The organism is Pseudomonas sp. FSO-7 (assembly GCF_059579345.1).
The window spans coordinates 5,096,802-5,115,166 of the sequence record NZ_CM184193.1 but is presented as its reverse complement, the minus strand read 5'-3'; the positions used below and the strand labels follow the sequence as shown (position 1 = coordinate 5,115,166).

Annotated in this window: 20 protein-coding genes and 1 pseudogene; 7 read left to right on the top strand and 14 right to left on the bottom strand. The window is 60.7% G+C overall.

Annotated features, from left to right (window positions below; genetic code table 11):
* Window positions 1–63: 63 nt before the first annotated feature.
* Entirely contained in the window at window positions 64–1,173 is a 1,110-nt protein-coding gene (locus AC515T_RS22405; protein WP_496530063.1) for an ABC transporter ATP-binding protein, read from the bottom strand.
* Window positions 1,170–2,090, bottom strand: a complete 921-nt coding sequence (gene argF, locus AC515T_RS22400) for an ornithine carbamoyltransferase (protein ID WP_122569353.1) — start codon at window positions 2,088–2,090, stop codon at window positions 1,170–1,172. Before argF ends, AC515T_RS22405 begins: the two co-directional genes overlap by 4 nt.
* A 403-nt stretch (window positions 2,091–2,493) precedes the next feature.
* Between argF and plzR the strand changes: the two genes are divergently transcribed.
* The 3 genes from plzR (at window position 2,494) to grxD (ending at window position 5,452) form a co-directional block, all read left to right on the top strand.
* Window positions 2,494–2,781 carry a PlzR type 4 pili assembly inhibitor gene (gene plzR / locus AC515T_RS22395; protein WP_496530062.1) on the top strand — a complete coding sequence of 96 codons (288 nt, stop codon included), beginning with the start codon at window positions 2,494–2,496 and terminating at the stop codon, window positions 2,779–2,781.
* Between the two features lie 131 nt (window positions 2,782–2,912).
* Window positions 2,913–5,021 carry a molybdopterin oxidoreductase family protein gene (locus AC515T_RS22390; RefSeq protein WP_496530061.1) on the top strand — a complete coding sequence of 703 codons (2,109 nt, stop codon included), beginning with the start codon at window positions 2,913–2,915 and terminating at the stop codon, window positions 5,019–5,021.
* Window positions 5,022–5,110: 89 nt separating this feature from the next.
* On the top strand, window positions 5,111–5,452 hold the full coding sequence (gene grxD, locus AC515T_RS22385; RefSeq protein ID WP_496530060.1) for a Grx4 family monothiol glutaredoxin: 342 nt from the start codon (window positions 5,111–5,113) through the stop codon (window positions 5,450–5,452).
* Between the two features lie 227 nt (window positions 5,453–5,679).
* On the opposite strand, the gene bfr is transcribed toward grxD, so the two are convergent.
* Both bfr and AC515T_RS22375 read right to left on the bottom strand, forming a co-directional pair.
* The gene (gene bfr / locus AC515T_RS22380) at window positions 5,680–6,153 is read right to left on the bottom strand and encodes a bacterioferritin (RefSeq protein ID WP_003178701.1); all 474 of its coding nucleotides are present in this window, start codon (window positions 6,151–6,153) and stop codon (window positions 5,680–5,682) included.
* A gap of 199 nt (window positions 6,154–6,352) precedes the next feature.
* The gene (locus AC515T_RS22375) at window positions 6,353–6,571 is read right to left on the bottom strand and encodes a bacterioferritin-associated ferredoxin (protein WP_003178704.1); all 219 of its coding nucleotides are present in this window, start codon (window positions 6,569–6,571) and stop codon (window positions 6,353–6,355) included.
* Between the two features lie 313 nt (window positions 6,572–6,884).
* Here AC515T_RS22375 and AC515T_RS22370 point away from each other — a divergent pair, with 313 nt between their 5' ends.
* Entirely contained in the window at window positions 6,885–7,487 is a 603-nt protein-coding gene (locus AC515T_RS22370) for a peroxiredoxin (RefSeq protein ID WP_003204949.1), read from the top strand.
* Between the two features lie 228 nt (window positions 7,488–7,715).
* Here the strand turns inward: AC515T_RS22370 and rnt are convergent, their stop codons facing one another.
* Entirely contained in the window at window positions 7,716–8,393 is a 678-nt protein-coding gene (rnt, locus tag AC515T_RS22365) for a ribonuclease T (RefSeq protein ID WP_003204947.1), read from the bottom strand.
* Window positions 8,390–9,436, bottom strand: a complete 1,047-nt coding sequence (gene pyrC, locus AC515T_RS22360; protein ID WP_496530059.1) for a dihydroorotase — start codon at window positions 9,434–9,436, stop codon at window positions 8,390–8,392. Before pyrC ends, rnt begins: the two co-directional genes overlap by 4 nt.
* A gap of 192 nt (window positions 9,437–9,628) precedes the next feature.
* Between pyrC and AC515T_RS22355 the strand changes: the two genes are divergently transcribed.
* Together AC515T_RS22355 and AC515T_RS22350 are read left to right on the top strand one after the other, a co-directional pair.
* On the top strand, window positions 9,629–10,609 hold the full coding sequence (locus AC515T_RS22355) for a flagellar protein MotY (protein WP_496530058.1): 981 nt from the start codon (window positions 9,629–9,631) through the stop codon (window positions 10,607–10,609).
* 127 nt (window positions 10,610–10,736) lie between these two features.
* A complete protein-coding gene (locus AC515T_RS22350; RefSeq protein ID WP_003204943.1) occupies window positions 10,737–11,954 on the top strand; it encodes an argininosuccinate synthase in 1,218 nt (405 codons plus the stop codon).
* 327 nt (window positions 11,955–12,281) lie between these two features.
* On the opposite strand, the pseudogene AC515T_RS22345 reads toward AC515T_RS22350, so the two are convergent.
* Window positions 12,282–12,539, bottom strand: a pseudogene (locus AC515T_RS22345) (hypothetical protein); the annotation flags it as partial.
* A gap of 469 nt (window positions 12,540–13,008) precedes the next feature.
* Here AC515T_RS22345 and AC515T_RS22340 point away from each other — a divergent pair.
* Window positions 13,009–13,635 carry a response regulator transcription factor gene (locus tag AC515T_RS22340; protein WP_053124532.1) on the top strand — a complete coding sequence of 209 codons (627 nt, stop codon included), beginning with the start codon at window positions 13,009–13,011 and terminating at the stop codon, window positions 13,633–13,635.
* 54 nt (window positions 13,636–13,689) lie between these two features.
* Here the strand turns inward: AC515T_RS22340 and AC515T_RS22335 are convergent, their stop codons facing one another.
* From AC515T_RS22335 to AC515T_RS22305, 7 genes are all read right to left on the bottom strand, one after another.
* A complete protein-coding gene (locus tag AC515T_RS22335; RefSeq protein WP_496530057.1) occupies window positions 13,690–13,875 on the bottom strand; it encodes a PA3496 family putative envelope integrity protein in 186 nt (61 codons plus the stop codon).
* Window positions 13,876–13,982: 107 nt separating this feature from the next.
* Window positions 13,983–14,621 (bottom strand): endonuclease III, encoded by a 639-nt coding sequence (gene nth, locus AC515T_RS22330; RefSeq protein ID WP_053124528.1) that lies wholly within the window; start codon window positions 14,619–14,621, stop codon window positions 13,983–13,985.
* Window positions 14,618–15,151 carry an Rnf-Nqr domain containing protein gene (locus AC515T_RS22325; protein ID WP_496530056.1) on the bottom strand — a complete coding sequence of 178 codons (534 nt, stop codon included), beginning with the start codon at window positions 15,149–15,151 and terminating at the stop codon, window positions 14,618–14,620. Before AC515T_RS22325 ends, nth begins: the two co-directional genes overlap by 4 nt.
* Window positions 15,144–15,752 (bottom strand): RnfABCDGE type electron transport complex subunit G, encoded by a 609-nt coding sequence (locus AC515T_RS22320; protein WP_496530055.1) that lies wholly within the window; start codon window positions 15,750–15,752, stop codon window positions 15,144–15,146. Before AC515T_RS22320 ends, AC515T_RS22325 begins: the two co-directional genes overlap by 8 nt.
* The gene (locus AC515T_RS22315; protein ID WP_496530054.1) at window positions 15,749–16,735 is read right to left on the bottom strand and encodes an RnfABCDGE type electron transport complex subunit D; all 987 of its coding nucleotides are present in this window, start codon (window positions 16,733–16,735) and stop codon (window positions 15,749–15,751) included. The genes AC515T_RS22320 and AC515T_RS22315 overlap by 4 nt, the downstream gene beginning before the upstream one ends.
* Window positions 16,722–17,747, bottom strand: a complete 1,026-nt coding sequence (rsxB, locus tag AC515T_RS22310; RefSeq protein ID WP_496530053.1) for an electron transport complex subunit RsxB — start codon at window positions 17,745–17,747, stop codon at window positions 16,722–16,724. Before rsxB ends, AC515T_RS22315 begins: the two co-directional genes overlap by 14 nt.
* The gene (locus AC515T_RS22305) at window positions 17,744–18,316 is read right to left on the bottom strand and encodes an Rnf-Nqr domain containing protein (RefSeq protein WP_496530052.1); all 573 of its coding nucleotides are present in this window, start codon (window positions 18,314–18,316) and stop codon (window positions 17,744–17,746) included. The genes rsxB and AC515T_RS22305 overlap by 4 nt, the downstream gene beginning before the upstream one ends.
* Window positions 18,317–18,365: the final 49 nt, after the last annotated feature.

The window sequence follows — 18,365 nt, the reverse complement described above, 5'->3', positions numbered from 1 at the left end:
CTGAATGTGCCTATGTCATCGCGAGCAAGCTCGCTCCCACAGGGTCTTGCATGTCTTCAGGTCTTAGCTGGCCGCGCTGTAACGCCGCACGCCGCTTTCCACCGGTGGCAGATGCGCCGCCGTGCTGCCTGACGCCTGGAACAGCACCAGGTGTTCAGCCGCCACGCGGATGCCGACAGCGGCACCGACCTGATGGTCGGCGTGGCTGGGGAAGATCGATTCCAGTTGCGCACCGGTGGGCAGCTGCAGGCGATACAAGGTTGAGGCACCCAGGAAGGTCTTGCCAACGATTCTCGCGGTGAGCGGGCTGTCCGGGGCGTAGACGATATCATCTGGTCGCAGCAGCACGTCCACCGCGCCGCCGATGGGCCAGGTGTAGGCTCGGTTGCCACGCAGGAGGCCCAGCTCGGTCTGCACCGATTCCGGGCTGTCGAGCTGGCCGCGAATGAAGTAGCCCTGGCCAACGAAACTGGCGACGAATGGCGTCAACGGTTCGTGATACAGGTTGTAGGGCGTGTCCCACTGTTCCAGGCGACCTTCCCTGAATACGCCGACATGGTCACTCACGGCGAAGGCTTCTTCCTGGTCGTGGGTGACCAGGATCGCGCTGGTGCCGCGGGCCTTGAGAATGTCCCGCACTTCATGGCTGAGCTTGCGTCGCAGCTCGCCATCGAGGTTGGAGAACGGTTCATCGAGCAACAGCAGCTGCGGTTCCGGCGCCAGCGCGCGGGCCAGGGCCACGCGCTGCTGTTGGCCGCCGGACAGTTCATGGGGAAAACGCTTGCCCAGGTGTTTCAGGTTGACCAGTTCCAGCAATTCTTCGACGACGCGGTCCTTGTTCGGATGCTTGCGAATGCCAAAGGCAACGTTTTCGGCCACGCTCAGGTGGGGGAACAGGGCGTAATCCTGGAACACCATGCCGATGCGGCGTTTTTCCGGGGCGAGGGTGAAACCGGCGCGAGAGATGGTTTCCCCGGCCAGCTGGATCTCGCCCTCGTGCACCGGTTCGAAGCCGGCGATGGCGCGCAAGGTCGTGGTCTTGCCGCACCCGGACGAACCGAGCAGGCAACCGATATCACCGGCATTGAGGTGCAGGTTCAGGTTCTGCACGACCCGCTGGTCCTGATAACCGCAGGCCAGGTTGTGCAAGTTCAGCAGCAGGGCGTGGCTCATGCGTGGTGATACGCCGGCTCGACCAGGAACTCGAGCAAGGCCTTTTGCGCATGCAGGCGATTCTCGGCCTGGTCCCAGGCCACCGAACGCGGGTCATCCAGCAGGTCCATGCTGATCTCCTCGCCACGGTGGGCCGGCAGGCAGTGCATGAACAACACCTCGGCATCCGCCAGGTCGAGCAGGGCCCGGTTGACCTGCAGTGGCGCGAACAACTTGAGGCGCCTGGCGGTTTCTTCTTCCTGGCCCATGGAGGTCCAGACGTCGGTGCTCACCAGGTGCGCACCGGCCACGGCCTGTTTCGGGTCACGGACGATGGACACCCGGTCGCCGGCCTTGGCCAGCAGCTCGGCATTGGGGTCAAAACCTTCGGGGCAGGCAATGCGCAACTGGAAGTCGAACTGCATTGCCGCTTCTATATAGCTGTTGCACATGTTGTTGCCATCGCCGATCCAGGCCACGGTCTTGCCTTGGATCGAGCCACGGTGCTCGAGGAAGGTCTGCATGTCGGCCAGCAACTGGCAGGGGTGCAGGTCGTCGGACAGGCCGTTGATCACCGGTACGCGGGAATGAGCCGCAAACTCGGTCAGGGTGCTGTGGGCAAAGGTACGGATCATCATCGCGTCGAGCATGCTCGACATGACGATGGCGCAATCGCTGATGGGTTCGCCACGGCCCAGTTGGGTGTCGCGGGGCGACAGGAAGATCGCCTGGCCGCCCAGCTGGATCATGCCGGCTTCGAAAGAGATGCGCGTGCGGGTCGATGACTTCTCGAAGATCATCCCCAACACGCGGTTTTTCAAGGGCTCGAACAGTACGCCGCGGTTACGCAGGTCCTTGAGCTCCACGCCTCGACGGATCACGCCGAGCAACTCATCGGGCGTGAAATCCATCAGGGAGAGAAAGTGCCTTGCGCTCATGATTGACTACCTTTTTGTAACTGACCGCAGATGCTCAAAGCCTTGTTTAATGAAAAAACGGGCGAGACCTGCGGCAAAAGCCGCACGGGGCGACGAAATAGGGGAAGGCGCGATCTTATAATTAAATGTCGCGTCTTACCAATAGGGCTACGGTTTTTGGGGATTTCAGCGAAGCCATCACGCGAATGCGATGGCGTATTTGAGGCCGGTTTCCTGACAGCAGCGGCCCATTTGTACACTGGGGTCGCTCGGCTTGGCAATCAAGCGCGGTGGGTGTGCCGTGGATGAGGGGCCGATTTACGCCGTGTCATCCCATCCTGTACCTGTCTGCTGGTGGCCGTGAAACATTTCCTAATGCAAAGGCCTGGGTTATAAATGAGCCTCAGCGGCACAGGAGCCCGAAATGGATTTGAAAGAGCAACAATTGATGGAATTGCTGGGGCTGACCGCACGCACGCTGACCCACCTGACGGCATCGGTGACGTCCATGTCATTCGAATTGCTGCGCAGCGATGACGAAGTGACCAAGGCCGCCGGCCGCCGGATGATCGATCGCATGGCCACCATCAGCAGCGGCCTCGACGAGCACTGGCGGTTGATTGGCGAACTGACCGGTGTACCCATCGCCCAGGAACAAGTGGAAACCATCGAGGAAATCCAACTCCTGGCGCCACCTCCCGAAGGCCCTTGAAGGCACTTCATCGGTGGGCCTGATGCCCGGCAATTCACAGGACGAACGTCGCTGGCGCTGCCGGGAATCACGCGCCATAGTTTTGTTCCCGCGGCCGAAAGTGCCCGCCACGAATAAAACAGAGACTGGCCATGACCAAGACTCTCCACCACCGTGCGTGCCATCTGTGTGAAGCCATCTGTGGCTTGACCCTCGAAACCACCGAAACCGACGGCCAGGGCCTGGCGATCACCTCGATCAAGGGCGATGCGCTGGACACCTTCAGTCGCGGTCACATCTGCCCCAAGGCGGTGGCCCTGCAAGATATCCAGAACGATCCTGACCGCCTGCGCCACCCCATGCAGCGTATCGGCAACGAATGGCATCCCATCGCCTGGGACGATGCCTTCGCGTTGGTGGCCGAGCGCCTGGCGGATATCCAGGCGCGTCACGGCCAGAACGCGGTGGCGGTCTACCAGGGCAACCCCAGCGTGCATAACTATGGGCTGATGACCCACAGCAACTATTTCCTGGGCCTGTTGAAGACCCGCAGCCGTTTCTCGGCGACCTCGGTGGACCAACTGCCCCATCACCTGACCAGCCATCTGATGTACGGTCACGGCTTGCTACTGCCGATTCCGGACATCGACCACACCGACTTCATGCTGATCCTGGGCGGTAACCCACTGGCCTCCAACGGCAGCATCATGACCGTGCCAGACGTGGAGAAGCGCCTCAAGGCGATTCAGGCCCGGGGCGGGAAAGTGGTGGTGGTCGATCCGCGCCGCAGCGAAACGGCGGCCATTGCCAACCAGCATGTCTTTGTACGCCCGGGCGGTGATGCCGCGCTGCTGTTTGGCTTGCTCAATACCTTGTTCAGCGAAGGCCTGACCCGTGACAGCCATCTGCCGGTGGACGGCCTGGACGAGGTGCGCGCGGCCGTTGCCTCTTTCACGGCTGAAACGATGAGCCCGCTCTGTTCGGTGCCGGCAGCGCAGATCCGGCAATTGGCCCGGGACTTCGCCGCCGCGCCGTCAGCGGTGTGCTACGGGCGGATGGGGGTGTCGACCCAGGCGTTCGGTACGCTGTGCCACTGGCTGATCCAGGTGATCAACCTGGTGACCGGCAATCTTGATCGAGTGGGCGGTGCTTTGTGCACCGAGCCGGCGGTGGACCTGGTGGCCACCACCTCGGGCGGGCATTTCAATCGTTGGCAGAGCCGGGTGTCCGGGCGTCCCGAGTACGCAGGGGAGCTGCCGGTGTCGGCCCTGGCCGAGGAGATGCTGACCGAAGGCGAAGGGCAGATTCGTGCACTGGTCACCGTGGCCGGCAACCCGGTGCTGTCGACACCCAACGGGCGCCAGTTGGAGCAGGCTCTGGATGGGCTGGAGTTCATGGTCAGTGTCGATTTGTACATCAACGAAACCACCCGTTACGCCGACCTGATCCTGCCCTCGACCTCGGCCCTGGAGAACGATCATTACGACACCACGTTCAACCTGTTCGCGGTGCGCAACGTGACCCGTTTCAACCGGGCGATCCTGCCCAAGCCCGAGGGGGCGCTGCACGACTGGGAAATTTTCGTCGGCCTGGCCAAGGCCTTCGCTGCCCGGACCGGCAAGGAACTCAAACCGACCATGCCGCCGGCGCAGATGATCGATTTTGGTCTGCGCAACGGGGCGTATGGCGACGCCTCGCCGCACAAGCTGTCCCTGGCGACCTTGTTCGACCATCCCCATGGCATCGACCTCGGCGCACTCAAGCCCAATCTGGCCCCGCGCTTGAAAACCGAAAACCAGCGGGTGCAGGCCGCGCCAGCGGTGATTCTGGCCGACCTCGCGCGCTTTGCCGCGTTGCAGGCGCCAGAACCGGATGAGTTGCTGATGATTGGCCGCCGCCATGTGCGCAGCAACAACTCCTGGATGCATAACTTCCATCGACTGGTGAAGGGCAAGCCGCGTCATCAATTGCTGATGCACCCGGACGATCTCGCCTCTCGCGGTCTTGCCGACGGGCAGCGCGTGACGGTCAGTTCGCGAGTGGGGGCCATCGAAGTCGAGGTGCTGGGCAGCCTGGACATGATGAAAGGCGTGGTCAGCCTGCCCCACGGCTGGGGTCATGCCCGGCCGGGCGTGCAGATGACCATTGCCAGCGCGCAGCCAGGCTCCAGCGCCAATGACCTGACCGATGATTGCCAGCTCGATGAGTTGTCCGGCAACGCGGCGCTCAACGGTGTATCGGTGAAGGTGGCTGCTGCGTAAAATTGTCTCTGGAGCACGTTCGGCTTTCCGTTACAATGCGTCACCGTGTCGACAACTTACGTCGCAAAAGTTTTAAGCCGAGGTGCTCCATGGATATCATCGAAACGATTAAAGACCAGATTGCCAACAACACCATCCTGCTTTACATGAAAGGCTCGCCGAACGCACCACAGTGCGGCTTCTCGGCCAAGGCCGCTCAGGCTGTGATGGCGTGTGGCGAGAAGTTTGCCTACGTGGACATCCTGCAGAACCCGGAAATCCGCGCCAACCTGCCCAAGTACGCCAACTGGCCAACCTTCCCGCAACTGTGGGTGGGCGGTGAGCTGATCGGTGGTAGCGACATCATGACCGAGATGGCGGCTGACGGCTCTCTGCAGGCCACGATCAAGGAAGCGGTAGAAAAAGCGGCGGCGAGCAAGACCGAAGCCTGATTCATGGAAGTCTGTTCACCCATAGATTGTGGTGAGCACGAAACCTTTTGGGAGCGAGCTTGCTCGCGATAGCAGCGTGTCAGTCAGCGTTTTTTTACCTGATCCACCGCTATCGCGAGCAAGCTCGCTCCCACAGTGGTTTTGGGTAGGCCTGGAATCCAGGCAATAAAAAGCCCCGCCTCTCGAAAGAGGGCGGGGCTTTTTAGTGGCTTGCTTGCGGGGAACGCTTATTCTTCACCCATCTGCGATTGCAGGTAGTTCTCAAGACCGACCTTGTCGATCAGGCCCAATTGGGTTTCCAGCCAGTCGATGTGCTCTTCCTCGGATTCGAGGATGTCTTCCAGCAGTTCACGGCTGCCGAAGTCGCCAACGCTTTCGCAATGGGCGATGGCGGCCTTCAGGTCGGCGTGGCCGGTGCGCTCGATGCGCAGGTCGCACTCAAGCATTTCCCGGGTGTGTTCGCCGATGTGCAGCTTGCCCAGGTCCTGGACGTTCGGCAGGCCTTCGAGAAACAGGATGCGCTTGATCAGCTTGTCCGCGTGCTTCATCTCGTCGATGGACTCGTGGTACTCGTGCTTGCCCAGCTTGTTCAGGCCCCAATCCTCGTACATGCGCGCATGCAGAAAGTATTGGTTGATCGCGACCAGCTCATTGGCAAGGATCTTGTTGAGATGCTGGATGACTGTAATGTCGCCTTTCATGATGGGGCCTGCCCTGTAATAGCTGTGTATAGGGCGGAGTTTGAGCCGCGTATTTATTGGTGTCAAACCTAAGTTATTGAATAATAAATGAAAATTAATCGGAATAAGAATGTTTGTGTTCCGCGTCTGGACGCTAAGCATTTGATTTACAGGCATAAAAAAACCGGACATTGAGTCCGGTTCCTTTGAAAAGCTGTCTTTACGCGGCGGTAAATTCTACGGGGTAGGGGATCGAGGCCTGTGCCGTTTGCACCTTGGCGAGGGTTTCACGCACCACTTCCTTGGCAAGGCAGGCACATTTGCCGCATTGGCTGGCTACGCCGGTGGCCTGGCGGACTTCGCGATAGCTGCAGCAACCTTCATAGATCGCTTCGCGGATTTGTCCGTCGGTGACGCCAGTGCAGAGGCATACATACATAAGTGAGAACCGTCGCTGGTTGTGACTCAATTGAGACGGATCTTAATGTTAACGAGAATGATTGTCAAAGTGGTTTCTCAAGGTCTTGTGCCAGAGCGATGTCAGGCTGACGAACGGTTTTTCCCGGACAACGAAGTCGGCACGCAGCGGGGCGGCGATTTTTCGATACCACCGAAAAACGGTTGAAGACAGCCCAAATGCGCGGTGTATGATGGTCGGCCCTTGCAAGCGGGTTCGTGTCACAGGGCTGTCGCCTGAGGGTGGCAGGCTGGCCCGGACCTTGTTTTCACGCTATTACATCAGGAGATATCCAATGAGCGTACTCGTAGGCAAACAAGCCCCAGACTTTACCGTTCCAGCCGTCCTCGGCAACGGCGAAATCGTCGACAGCTTCACCCTGTCCTCGGCCATCAAAGGCAAATACGGTCTGGTGTTCTTCTATCCGCTGGACTTCACCTTCGTCTGCCCGTCCGAGCTGATCGCACTGGATCACCGCATGGACGACTTCAAGGCGCGCAACGTTGAAGTGGTCGCCGTTTCGATCGACTCGCACTTCACTCACAACGCCTGGCGCAACACCCCGATCAACAATGGCGGTATCGGTCAGGTGAAATACACCATGGCTGCCGACATGAAGCACGAAATCGCCAAGGCCTACGACGTTGAGTCCGAAGGCGGCGTGGCCTTCCGTGGCGCGTTCCTGATCGACGACAAGGGCGTTGTCCGTTCGCAGATTATCAACGACCTGCCGCTGGGCCGTAACATGGAAGAGCTGATCCGTCTGGTTGACGCGCTGCAATTCCACGAAGAGCACGGCGAAGTCTGCCCGGCCAACTGGAAAAAAGGCGACAAGGGCATGACCGCTTCGCCTGAAGGCGTTGCCGCTTATCTGGGCGAGCACAGCGACAAGCTGTAAGCGCACACGGCATAAAAAAACCGGCCCTCGATGGCCGGTTTTTTTATGGGTGTTTCAAGCCAGATCACTGGCTAATCTGCGACCCTGTGGCGAGGGAGCTTGCTCCCGCTCGATTGCGCAGCAATCGCAAAAAAAAGGGGCCGCTTCGCAGCCCAGCGGGAGCAAGCTCCCTCGCCACAAGAGCCACAAGAGCCACAAGAGCCACAAGGGTTGGATCTGGCGCCGATGTCAGTCGTCGAAATCCTGCCAGCCACCCATCTCTTTCCACCGGTTGACGATGCCGCAGAACAGCTCGGCGGTCTTCTCGGTGTCGTAGCGGGCCGAGTGGGCTTCACGGCCATCGAAATCGATGTCGGCCGCCTGGCAGGCCTTGGCCAGGACGGTCTGGCCATACGCCAGGCCCGCCAGGGTCGCGGTGTCGAAGCTGGAGAACGGATGGAACGGGTTGCGCTTCATGTCCAGGCGCGCGACGGCGGCGTTGAGGAAGCCCAGGTCGAAGCTGCTGTTGTGACCGACCAGGATCGCCCGCTTGCAACCGTTGGCCTTGAGCGCCTTGCGCACGCCACGGAAGATATCGGTCAGGGCCGTTTCTTCGCTGACCGCCATGCGCAACGGGTGATCGAGCTTGATCCCGGTGAACTCCAGGGCCGCGGCTTCGACGTTGGCGCCTTCGAACGGTTCGACACGGAAGAAATAGGTGTGGTCAGGGAACACAAAGCCTTTTTCGTCCATGCCGATGGTGGTCGCGGCGATTTCCAGCAAGGCGTCGGTGGCGGAATTGAAACCACCGGTTTCTACATCGACGACGACCGGCAGGTAGCCACGGAACCGCGCGGCCATGGGATGACGGGCGCCGCCCGAGCCACCGTTGCCGTCCAGTTCGTCGTCGAAATGATCTTCACTCACGCGTTTTCCTCCAGCAGGCGCCAGCGCAGTTTTTCACCGGCGCGCAGCGGGATGACGGTCTGCTCGCCGAAGGGCAGGCTGACGGGGGCGGTCCATTCGTCACGGACCAGGGTAATACGATCGGTGTTTACCGGCAGGCCATAGAAGCGCGGACCATGCTGGCTGGCGAAACCTTCGAGTTTTTCCAGCGCATTGCGCTGTTCGAACGCCTCGGCGTACATCTCGATGGCGGCATAGGCGGTGTAGCAACCGGCGCAACCGCAGGCCGCTTCCTTGGCGTGCTGGGCGTGGGGCGCCGAGTCGGTGCCGAGGAAAAACTTGGCGCTGCCGCTGGTGGCGGCGTCCAGCAGGGCTTCCTGGTGGGTATTGCGCTTGAGGATCGGCAGGCAATAGAAGTGCGGCCGGATCCCGCCCACCAGCATGTGGTTGCGGTTGTACAGCAGGTGATGGGCGGTGATGGTCGCGCCGACGTTGGCCGGGGCCTCGTTGACGAACTGCACGGCATCGCCGGTGGTGATGTGTTCGAACACCACCTTGAGGGTCGGGAAACGCTCCACGACGCGGCGCATGTGCTCGTCGATGAAGATCTTCTCGCGGTCGAACACGTCGACGTCGCCCCGGGTGACTTCACCATGGATCAACAACGGCATGCCGACTTCGGCCATGGCCTCCAGCGCCGGGAAGATCTTGTCGATGCTGGTGACACCGGAATCGGAGTTGGTGGTCGCGCCGGCGGGGTACAGCTTGGCGGCATGGACAAAACCGCTGGCCTTGGCGTCGCGAATCTCTTCGGGCTGGGTGCGGTCGGTGAGGTAAAGCACCATCAGCGGTTCGAAGCGGCTGCCAGCCGGGCGCGCGGCGAGGATACGCTGGCGATAGCCATCGGCCTCGGCGGCGTTGCGCACGGGTGGAACCAGGTTAGGCATGATGATTGCGCGCCCGAAGGTGCGCGCGACATCGGCGACGGTATGGGTCAACACAGCACCATCGCGAAGATGAATATGCCAGTCGTCGGGACGCAGCAGGGTCAGGCGGTCGGACATTGGGGGGCTTCCAGGCGGGTCAAACTCTGGGGAATGCTACCGGAAAAGACCGATTCAGGCACCCGCTATCAAGTTCTGCCACAACTTACCGATAGCTCCTACAGGTGTGCCACGAATCCGTGCAGTGCCCCGGACAGGCGTCGTGCCCTCAAGCAGGCGTCGATCTTTGTATAAAAGTCAGTGGAGCCTCCCGTGCGCCAGCGTTATCTAGCCTTGCTCAGTGTGTTTGCCAGCCTTCCCGCCATGGCGCTCACTTTCCAGACCCGTCTGGAGAGCATTGAGTGGACGGTCGAAGGCGACAAGTTCGAGTGCCGACTGAGCCAGCCGATCACCGATTTCGGCAGCGGCGAATTCGTGCGCCGGGCGGGCGAACAGGCCACGTTCCGCCTCAAGAGCTATAACCCGATGCTGGGTGGCGGTTCGGCCACCCTGCTGGCGGCCGCCGCACCGTGGCAACCGGGGCGCGGCGATATCAACCTGGGGTCGGTCAGGATCGGCAGTGGCGACGTGTTGTTCAACAGCTCCCAGGTCCAGGCCGGTCGCTTGATCAGTGGGCTGATGGAGGGTCGCAGCCCTGTGGTGCGGCGCAACACCGAGGATGGGCGGGTTTCGGAAGTCCGATTGTTGCCGGTGCGCTTCAATAAGGCCTTCAGTGACTACCAAGGCTGCGTGGCGAAACTGTTACCGAAGAATTTCGAGCAGATTAAGCAAACTCAAATCGGTTTTCCCGGCGAAGGGGTCGAGCTCGATGCTCAGGCCAAGGCCCAGTTGCAGGTGATGCTCGACTTCATCAAGGCCGACCCGAGCGTCAATCGTGTCGAGCTCGACGGTCACTCTGACAATAGCGGCAACCGCCTGACCAACCGTGAACTGTCGCGTCGCCGGGCCCTGGCGGTCCAGGACTTCTTCAAGGCCAATGGTTTTCAGGAGTCACAGATCACACTGCGGTTCCATGGCGAGCGTTATCCCCTGGTGTCCAATACCAACGCCGCCAACCGGGCCAAGAACCGTCGCGTGGTCGTGCGCCTGGAGCGTGGCGCGCCGGTTGAAGCACCGGCACCAGCACCGCAGCCAGCGCCCGCTGCGGCTCCAGCCAAGGTCCCGGCGCCGGTCGCCGCTCCCGCCAAGGCACCGATCCCGACGCCCGCTTCCACCGCTGCGCGGACGTCCTGAACCGGGTTGACCGTCGCGCACTCGACATAATCTGTCGCTTCGTCGTCATAAGCTGTCGCGCCCCTGTAAATTATCCGCGCTGGACGTTAGACTTCCCGGCTTTCCGTACAACCCGTGGAGTGATGGCATGGCGGACGTAAACAAGGTCGTTCTGGCGTATTCCGGCGGCCTGGACACTTCGGTGATCCTCAAGTGGCTGCAGGACACTTATAACTGCGAAGTGGTGACCTTCACCGCTGACCTGGGGCAGGGCGAAGAAGTCGAACCTGCACGCGCCAAGGCCCAGGCCATGGGCGTCAAAGAGATCTACATCGATGACCTGCGCGAAGAGTTCGTCCGCGACTTCGTGTTCCCGATGTTCCGCGCCAACACCGTTTACGAAGGCGAGTACCTGCTGGGTACGTCCATCGCCCGTCCGTTGATCGCCAAGCGCCTGATCGAAATCGCCAACGAAACCGGCGCTGACGCCATTTCCCACGGCGCCACTGGCAAAGGCAACGACCAGGTGCGTTTCGAGCTGGGCGCCTATGCCCTCAAGCCGGGCGTGAAAGTCATTGCCCCGTGGCGTGAGTGGGACTTGCTGTCCCGTGAAAAACTGATGGACTACGCCGAGAAGCACGCGATCCCGATCGAGCGCCACGGCAAGAAGAAGTCCCCGTACTCGATGGACGCCAACCTGCTGCACATCTCCTATGAAGGCGGCGTGCTGGAAGACACCTGGACCGAGCACGAAGAAGACATGTGGCGCTGGACCGTCTCCCCGGAGAAGGCCCCAGACACCCCGCAATACCTGGAGCTGACCTATCGCAATGGCGATATCGTCGCGCTGGACGGCGTGGAAATGAGCCCGGCCACCGTGCTGGCGACCCTGAACCGCATCGGCGGCGAACACGGCATCGGTCGTCTGGACATCGTCGAGAACCGCTATGTCGGCATGAAGTCCCGCGGCTGCTACGAAACCCCGGGCGGCACCATCATGCTGCGCGCCCACCGGGCGATCGAATCGATCACCCTGGACCGCGAAGTGGCCCACCTCAAGGACGAGTTGATGCCCAAGTACGCCAGCCTGATCTACACCGGCTACTGGTGGAGCCCTGAGCGTCTGATGCTGCAGCAAATGATCGATGCCTCCCAGGCTCACGTGAATGGCGTGGTACGCCTGAAGCTGTACAAGGGCAACGTGATCGTCACCGGGCGCAAGTCCGACGAGTCGCTGTTCGACGCCAACATCGCGACCTTCGAAGAAGACGGCGGTGCCTACAACCAGGCCGACGCGGCGGGCTTCATCAAGCTCAACGCCCTGCGCATGCGCATCGCGGCGAACAAGGGTCGCAAGCTGTTCTGACCCTGGCTATCAAAAAAACGGCCTGCCTTGAGCAGGCCGTTTTTTTTGCCTTCTGTTTGTGCGTACCCCCTATTTGCTGCGGCGCTGCCTCCTGACCGCTCATTCATCCTGCCCGTGGGCTGCAAGGTCTGCGTGGTGGTAGATGACGTACACGACGATGCCGGGGTGCTTCAAATGCTCCAATCGACAGGTCTCGATCAGGCGTTGGGATTGGCGGCATAGGATGCAAAGGGTGTCCGGCGATTCATGCCTGGGTCGATGAAAGCTTATCGGCCGCCGCCGTTGGTCCTTGCCCGTCCGGCGTAGCATTCGTCTGCGCCGAGAGGTCGCGTCATCCATGGTCTTTATGAAGTGTTTGCTCTTGCGAAAATCCGAAGGTGAATACAAGGAACGATAATTGAAGTTCAGGGTGATGAAAAAAAGCAGCAATAGATAAAAAGGAAAGCTGATCAGGAACCAGAGGTAATACTCACGATCCTGGTCATCCAGGAAAGGCAGGGAAATCGCCGCGGACGTTTCGGATAAAGTTGCGAATATGGCGATAAGGGTCATGGGGTTGGTGATGGTCTTCAAAGGTTTGTTCATGGTTAATACTCATGGAATATTCATGCTCAGTGAGTGGGTTGGAAAATAAGGTCGGTGGTTAATAAAAGCATCGCTAAAACAATCAAGGTTGTCGAAGTTTCGTCGCGAGTGCCTGAACGTTTCTTATATATTAATTTCCGCTGCTGAAGTGAGCGGCGGCAGTTTTAACAGTAAATAATTCAGTTACTCTTTATGAGTGAAGTGCTTTCCGGTGGCCGGTCCGCAGGCAGGCATGGCGGTGAAAGAACGCATTATTCATGGGGGTACCGGTTTGTTAAGGGGGGGCGGTCCTTCTCTGTAAAAAAAATCAGGACACATTTTTCCCGGCGGGATTTGTAGGAATTTTCTGTATAGCTTGTAGGTTCTGTCTCTTGGTGCGAGCGGTCAGGGGGGGGCGGCATGCCAAGGTAGAAATGACTAGGCTATTGTGCGTGCTCTAAAAATTCGAACAGCGAAGTTGGATTTGCCCATGAATAAAGTGCTGATCGTGGATGATCATCCCGTCATTCGTCTTGCTGTACGTTTGCTGATGGAGCGTCATGGTTATGAGGTCGTTGCCGAAACCGACAACGGCGTCGATGCGTTACAACTTGCTCGTGAACTTATGCCCGATATCGTCATTCTCGATATCGGTATCCCGAAACTGGATGGGTTGGAGGTCATTGCCCGTTTGACGGCCATACCTTCGTCAATGAAGGTATTGGTACTGACTTCCCAGGCGCCTGGACATTTTTCAATGCGCTGCATGCAGACAGGGGCAGCCGGGTATGTCTGCAAGCAACAGGACTTGACTGAGTTATTGAGTGCAATCAAGGCAGTACTGTCCGGCTACAGTTACTTTCCCAACCAGGCATTGCATACGGTGCGATCGAGCCTGGGTAATGCCAGTGAGTCCGATATGGTCGATCGGTTATCGGGGCGGGAGATGATGGTCTTGCAGCAACTGGCGCGGGGCAAGACCAACAAGGAAATCGCCGATGGAATGTTCTTGAGCAACAAGACCGTCAGTACTTACAAGACCCGCCTGTTATTGAAGCTCAATGCCCGTTCGCTGGTCGACCTGATCGAGCTGGCGCAGCGCAATGGGTTGGTGTGAGGCTTCTGTCACGCGTACTCAGTAAAAAGCCTCCATCCGGGAGGCTTTTACGTGTCAGAGGTCAAAGTCGTAATCGGCCAACTGCTTCTGTAAACGACGCTCTTCCAGCAGGTTATCGATGGTGCGGCGCTTGCTCAGGTTGGTTTTCGCTACTTCCGGCACGACCGCGGGTTCAACGTCGTCGGCCTCAACGGCGATGAATTCGTCTTCTACATCCAGTTGTTCTTTGCCAGCACTCATGGGTTCGACTCCAGGCTAAGACTGCCATTGGCGCTCCTTATATCGATAAACCACGGGCGGGTAAAAAAGATTTTTTCAATCGATGGATCGATAAAACCGATAGCGCCTCAATCGTCCGAGGTCTTGTGCTTGTATTCGCATAAATCTTCGATTCGGCAGCTGCCGCAGCGGGGCTTGCGCGCCAGGCAGACGTAGCGTCCATGGAGGATGAGCCAGTGATGGGAGTCCAGCAGGTATTCCTTGGGGACAAATTTCATCAGCTTCTTCTCCACTTCCACCACGTTTTTGCCGGGGGCCAGCCCGGTACGGTTGCTGACGCGGAAAATGTGAGTGTCGACCGCCATGGTCAACTGCCGAAACGCGGTATTGAGCACGACGTTGGCGGTTTTGCGGCCGACGCCTGGAAGGGCTTCCAGCGCTTCACGGGTCTGCGGGATTTCACTGCCGTGGCGCTCGATCAACAGGCGGCAGGTTTCGATCACGTTCTTGGCCTTGCTGTTGAACAGGCCGATGGTCTTGATGTACTCGGACAACCCTTCGACGCCCAGGGCGTAGATCGCCTCCGGGGTGTTGGCGACCGGGAACAATTTAGCCGTGGCCTTGTTGACGCCGACGTCGGTGGACTGGGCCGACAGGATGACCGCGATCAGCAACTCGAACGGCGAGGAATAGGCCAGTTCGGTTTTCGGTTCCGGGTTGTCCTCGTGGAAGCGACGGAATATTTCCAGGCGTTTTGCGGCGTTCATGGGCGCGGCGTTTCCTCGGTGGTTGAAGGGGATTTGGCTGCCGTCCAGGCCTGTCGGGCCGCCAACAGCAGCCCGAGCAGAATGAACCCGCCCGGGGCGAGCGGGGCCAGGGGGAGACCGCTGCCGATCAGCTCGCGCAGGGTGCCCAGGCTGATCATCAAGAGACCGAACATCCCAGCCAGCCTGAGGCGTCCAGGCCAGCGCGCTTCAACGAAGAAACCCGCATGCTCCAGCGCCACACAGCTCAGGGCGATCCAGCCCAGGTACAGGTTTAGCGGTCGATACAGTTCCAATGCCCAGGCCTGGACGACAAAACCCGTGCAGGTGGTCAGGGTAGCGGCGAGCACGATGGCGGCGAGCAGTCGTTGCCAGGGTGTCAGGCGCTGCCGGACAAGCCCCATCGCCAAGCCCTGGCAGAAGAAAATCAAGGCCCAGGCCAGCCATAGCACCAGCGCGCCCATCAGCGAATCGCTGGCACCAACCAGCGGGACGAGCAACAGACCGTGTGTCAGGCCCCATGGCTTATTCATTGGCAGGCACTCCCAACTGAGTCTTGTGCTCGTCGAAGTAACGCAACGCGTCGTGAACCGCTTGAAGCACCGCCCGGGACGTCACCGTTGCGCCGGCCAGTTGATCGAACTGTCCCTGGTCCTTCTTCAGGGCCCAGCCGCTGTCGTCAGGCGCCCGGCGTGATTTGCCGATGAAGCCCTGCAACCAGGCGTTCGGCCAGCCGGCAATCGCCGCGCCCAACCCGGGTGTCTCGGCTTGGCGCAGCGTCTTGACGCCCAGCAGCCGGCCCTGTGGATCGATGGCGACCAGCAATTCGATGCTGCCTTCATAGCCCAGCGCCTGGCTACGCAGCAGCACGGCGCTGGGCTTGTCGTTGCGGGTCGCCAGGTAACCGCCCAGCAGCGTGCTATGGGCCAAGGTCACCGAGGCGGTGAAAACCGGGTGCGCCAACGGCTGATTGTCATAGCGGTCAGTGGGCAGCACCTCAAGCAAGGTCCTGTTCGCCAACGCTTGCCGCTGGGCCTCGATGCGCCCGGCGGTGCCGAGGTGCGTGAGGTAAGTGGCACCGCTGCCGAGGCCGATCAACAGGATCAGGATTGCCACGCCGCCGGGATTCTTCATGTCAGAGGCCGCCGTTGTCGCGCCTCGGCAAACCGGTCCAGTGCCGGCACGCCGAGGTTCATCAACAACACCGCGAGTGCCACGCCATCCGGGTAGCCGCCCCAGGTGCGGATCAGGTAGACCAGCAGCCCCATGCCCGCGCCAAACAGCAGGCGGGCGAGCGGGGCCTTGGCGCCCGAAACCGGTTCGGTCGCGATAAAGAACGCGCCGAGCATGGTCGCGCCGCTGAACAGATGAAACAGCGGTGAGCCATGGGAATCGGAACCCGAGCCGTTCCAGCACAACAGACTAACAATAAACAGGCTCGCCAGCAGGCCCACCGGCGCATGCCAACTGAACACCCGCTGCTGCAACAGAAACAGGCCGCCTGCCAGGAAGGCCAGATTGACCCATTCGGCACCCCGTCCACCGAAACGTCCGAACGCCGGATCATTGGCAAACAGTTCATCGATGGTCAGGCTTGTGTTGGTCCGCAGGCTGTCCAGCGCGGTGGCCCCGGCCCAGGCATCGGGCGCCGGATGAGTGCCGAACACCTGCTGCAAGCCTTCAAGCAGGCCCATGCCCTGGGGCGTGGGCCATTGGCTCATATGTGAAGGGAAAGCCACCAGCACCAGGGCGTACCCAAGCATCGCCGGGTTGAACGGATTACTGCCGACGCCGCCCCACAGGTGCTTGCCGAACAGCAAGGCGCAGGCGGCCGCCGTAACGGTCAACCACCAAGGACAATACGCCGGCAAGGCCACGGCCAGCAGCGTGGCACTGACCAGCGCGCTGCCATCGTTCAGCTCGGATTTGAGCGGCCGGCGGCGCAAACGCAGCACCAACGCTTCGACCGCCAGCGCGGTGAGGCCACACAACAGCAGGTTGAGCGCCACGCCCCAGCCCTGGAACCACAGCAACGCCAGCACGCCGGGCAGTGTCGCCAGCAACACCCGAGTCATCGCGGGCCGCAGCCGTTCGTCCACGGGTTCAGGAAGCGGCATGGACGTCCACCTGGCGCTCGGCATCCTTCACCGCTTGCTCCAACGCCTGCAGTTGTTCATCCGATGCCGCTGCCGTCCGGGCTTTGCTGAGTTCGGCGCGGCGCATCGCCAGTTGGATCTTGGCCCGCTTCAGTTCGGCATTTTGTGCCGAAGCCGGTGCTGGGGCTGGAGTGGCCGCTGGTGCGGCGTTTTCCAGTTGGCTCAGGGCCTGCTCGGCTGCTTCGAACTGGCGTTGCAGCAGGATCAGTTGCGACTGCTGCTCGAAGGTCGGCGGATGGCCGAACGCCTTCAATGATTTGTTCAACTGCGCCCGGCTCATGGCCAGATCAACCTTGGCTTTTTTCAAGGCAGCATCGGCGGTGGCGGCTTTTTGCGCGCGCACGCGTTCCAGTGCGGCTTGTACGGGATCGAGCGGCTGCGCCTGTTCCTGTTCCTTGGCCTGCGCCGCGCGCTGGGTCCGGGCCAAACGCTCCGCCTGGCGCTGTTCTTCTTCGCGGCGCAGGCGCGAATTGCGCTGTTCGAAGCGGCGCCGGGCGTGATTGCGCTTGGCGGTTCGCGCCTGCTGCTCGGCGGCGCTGAAAGCCAGGCCGCCGACAATCGGCAACACAGTTGCCGTCGGCAGAGGCCGCATCTCGATGCAATCGACCGGGCAGGGCGCCACGCACAGGTCGCAGCCGGTGCATTCATCGATGAGGACGGTGTGCATCAGCTTGGCCGCGCCGACAATCGCGTCCACCGGACAGGCCTGGATGCACTTGGTGCAGCCGATGCATTCGGCTTCGCGGATAAAGGCGATTTGCGCCGGGGCCACGCCGCGGCTGGTGTCCAGCTCCAGCACCGGTATGTTCATCAGCTCGGCCAGGGCCGCGATGGTTTCGCGCCCACCGGGCGGGCATTTGTTGATCGGCTCGCCCTGGGCGATGCCTTCGGCGTAGGGCTTGCACCCGGGGTGGCCGCACTTGCCGCATTGGGTCTGCGGCAACAGGGCGTCGATACGTTGAATCAGGCTCATGTTTTGACCAGCCCGCGCAATCCGAGAAAGGCCACCGCCATCAGTCCGGCACTGATCAACTGAATCGGCAGGCCTCGAAAGGGCAAGGCAATAGCATTATTGAAGGTGCGCTGGCGCAGATCGTCGAACAGGCTCAGCACCAGCCAGAAGCCCAATCCGGCGCCCAGGCTCAGCGCTATGGCATGGCCCAGTCCTCGGTCATCCTGGCCGTTGAGCAGCGTGACGCCGAGGATGCCGGCATTGCCGAGCAGCAGGGGCCACAACCCATCGAACGGCATTGCTGGCAGCCAGCGTGTCAGCAGGCGCAGTAAGGGCCCGATCAGCAAGATGCTCAAGGACAGCCAGACCAACAGGCGCAGGGCTGTCAGATTTGTTGGCACGAGCACCCCATGATCGACCAGGTAACCCAGGGTGCCGGCGATCAACATCAGGCACGCCGTCGCCAGGCCCAAGGCGTGCACCTGCTTTCTACCGTTGGCCGCCAGCAGCGGATCGACACCCAGCGGCCAATGCAACACCAGGTTGTTGATCAGGGCAGCGCTGAACAGCGTGAGGGCGATTTCAGTCATGGGCGTGTGGGCGACAAAGGGCCTGTTACAAGATTAGGCATTATCCGGC

Bases quoted from the DNA above. Each gene is read 5' to 3' on its own strand.
- AC515T_RS22405 (WP_496530063.1), bottom strand. From the start codon at position 1,173: ATGAGCCACGCCCTGCTGCTGAACTTGCACAACCTGGCCTGCGGTTAT.
- argF (WP_122569353.1), bottom strand. From the start codon at position 2,090: ATGAGCGCAAGGCACTTTCTCTCCCTGATGGATTTCACGCCCGATGAG.
- plzR (WP_496530062.1), top strand. From the start codon at position 2,494: ATGGATTTGAAAGAGCAACAATTGATGGAATTGCTGGGGCTGACCGCA.
- AC515T_RS22390 (WP_496530061.1), top strand. From the start codon at position 2,913: ATGACCAAGACTCTCCACCACCGTGCGTGCCATCTGTGTGAAGCCATC.
- grxD (WP_496530060.1), top strand. From the start codon at position 5,111: ATGGATATCATCGAAACGATTAAAGACCAGATTGCCAACAACACCATC.
- bfr (WP_003178701.1), bottom strand. From the start codon at position 6,153: ATGAAAGGCGACATTACAGTCATCCAGCATCTCAACAAGATCCTTGCC.
- AC515T_RS22375 (WP_003178704.1), bottom strand. From the start codon at position 6,571: ATGTATGTATGCCTCTGCACTGGCGTCACCGACGGACAAATCCGCGAA.
- AC515T_RS22370 (WP_003204949.1), top strand. From the start codon at position 6,885: ATGAGCGTACTCGTAGGCAAACAAGCCCCAGACTTTACCGTTCCAGCC.
- pyrC (WP_496530059.1), bottom strand. From the start codon at position 9,436: ATGTCCGACCGCCTGACCCTGCTGCGTCCCGACGACTGGCATATTCAT.
- AC515T_RS22350 (WP_003204943.1), top strand. From the start codon at position 10,737: ATGGCGGACGTAAACAAGGTCGTTCTGGCGTATTCCGGCGGCCTGGAC.
- AC515T_RS22340 (WP_053124532.1), top strand. From the start codon at position 13,009: ATGAATAAAGTGCTGATCGTGGATGATCATCCCGTCATTCGTCTTGCT.
- AC515T_RS22335 (WP_496530057.1), bottom strand. From the start codon at position 13,875: ATGAGTGCTGGCAAAGAACAACTGGATGTAGAAGACGAATTCATCGCC.
- nth (WP_053124528.1), bottom strand. From the start codon at position 14,621: ATGAACGCCGCAAAACGCCTGGAAATATTCCGTCGCTTCCACGAGGAC.
- AC515T_RS22325 (WP_496530056.1), bottom strand. From the start codon at position 15,151: ATGAATAAGCCATGGGGCCTGACACACGGTCTGTTGCTCGTCCCGCTG.
- AC515T_RS22320 (WP_496530055.1), bottom strand. From the start codon at position 15,752: ATGAAGAATCCCGGCGGCGTGGCAATCCTGATCCTGTTGATCGGCCTC.
- AC515T_RS22315 (WP_496530054.1), bottom strand. From the start codon at position 16,735: ATGCCGCTTCCTGAACCCGTGGACGAACGGCTGCGGCCCGCGATGACT.
- rsxB (WP_496530053.1), bottom strand. From the start codon at position 17,747: ATGAGCCTGATTCAACGTATCGACGCCCTGTTGCCGCAGACCCAATGC.
- AC515T_RS22305 (WP_496530052.1), bottom strand. From the start codon at position 18,316: ATGACTGAAATCGCCCTCACGCTGTTCAGCGCTGCCCTGATCAACAAC.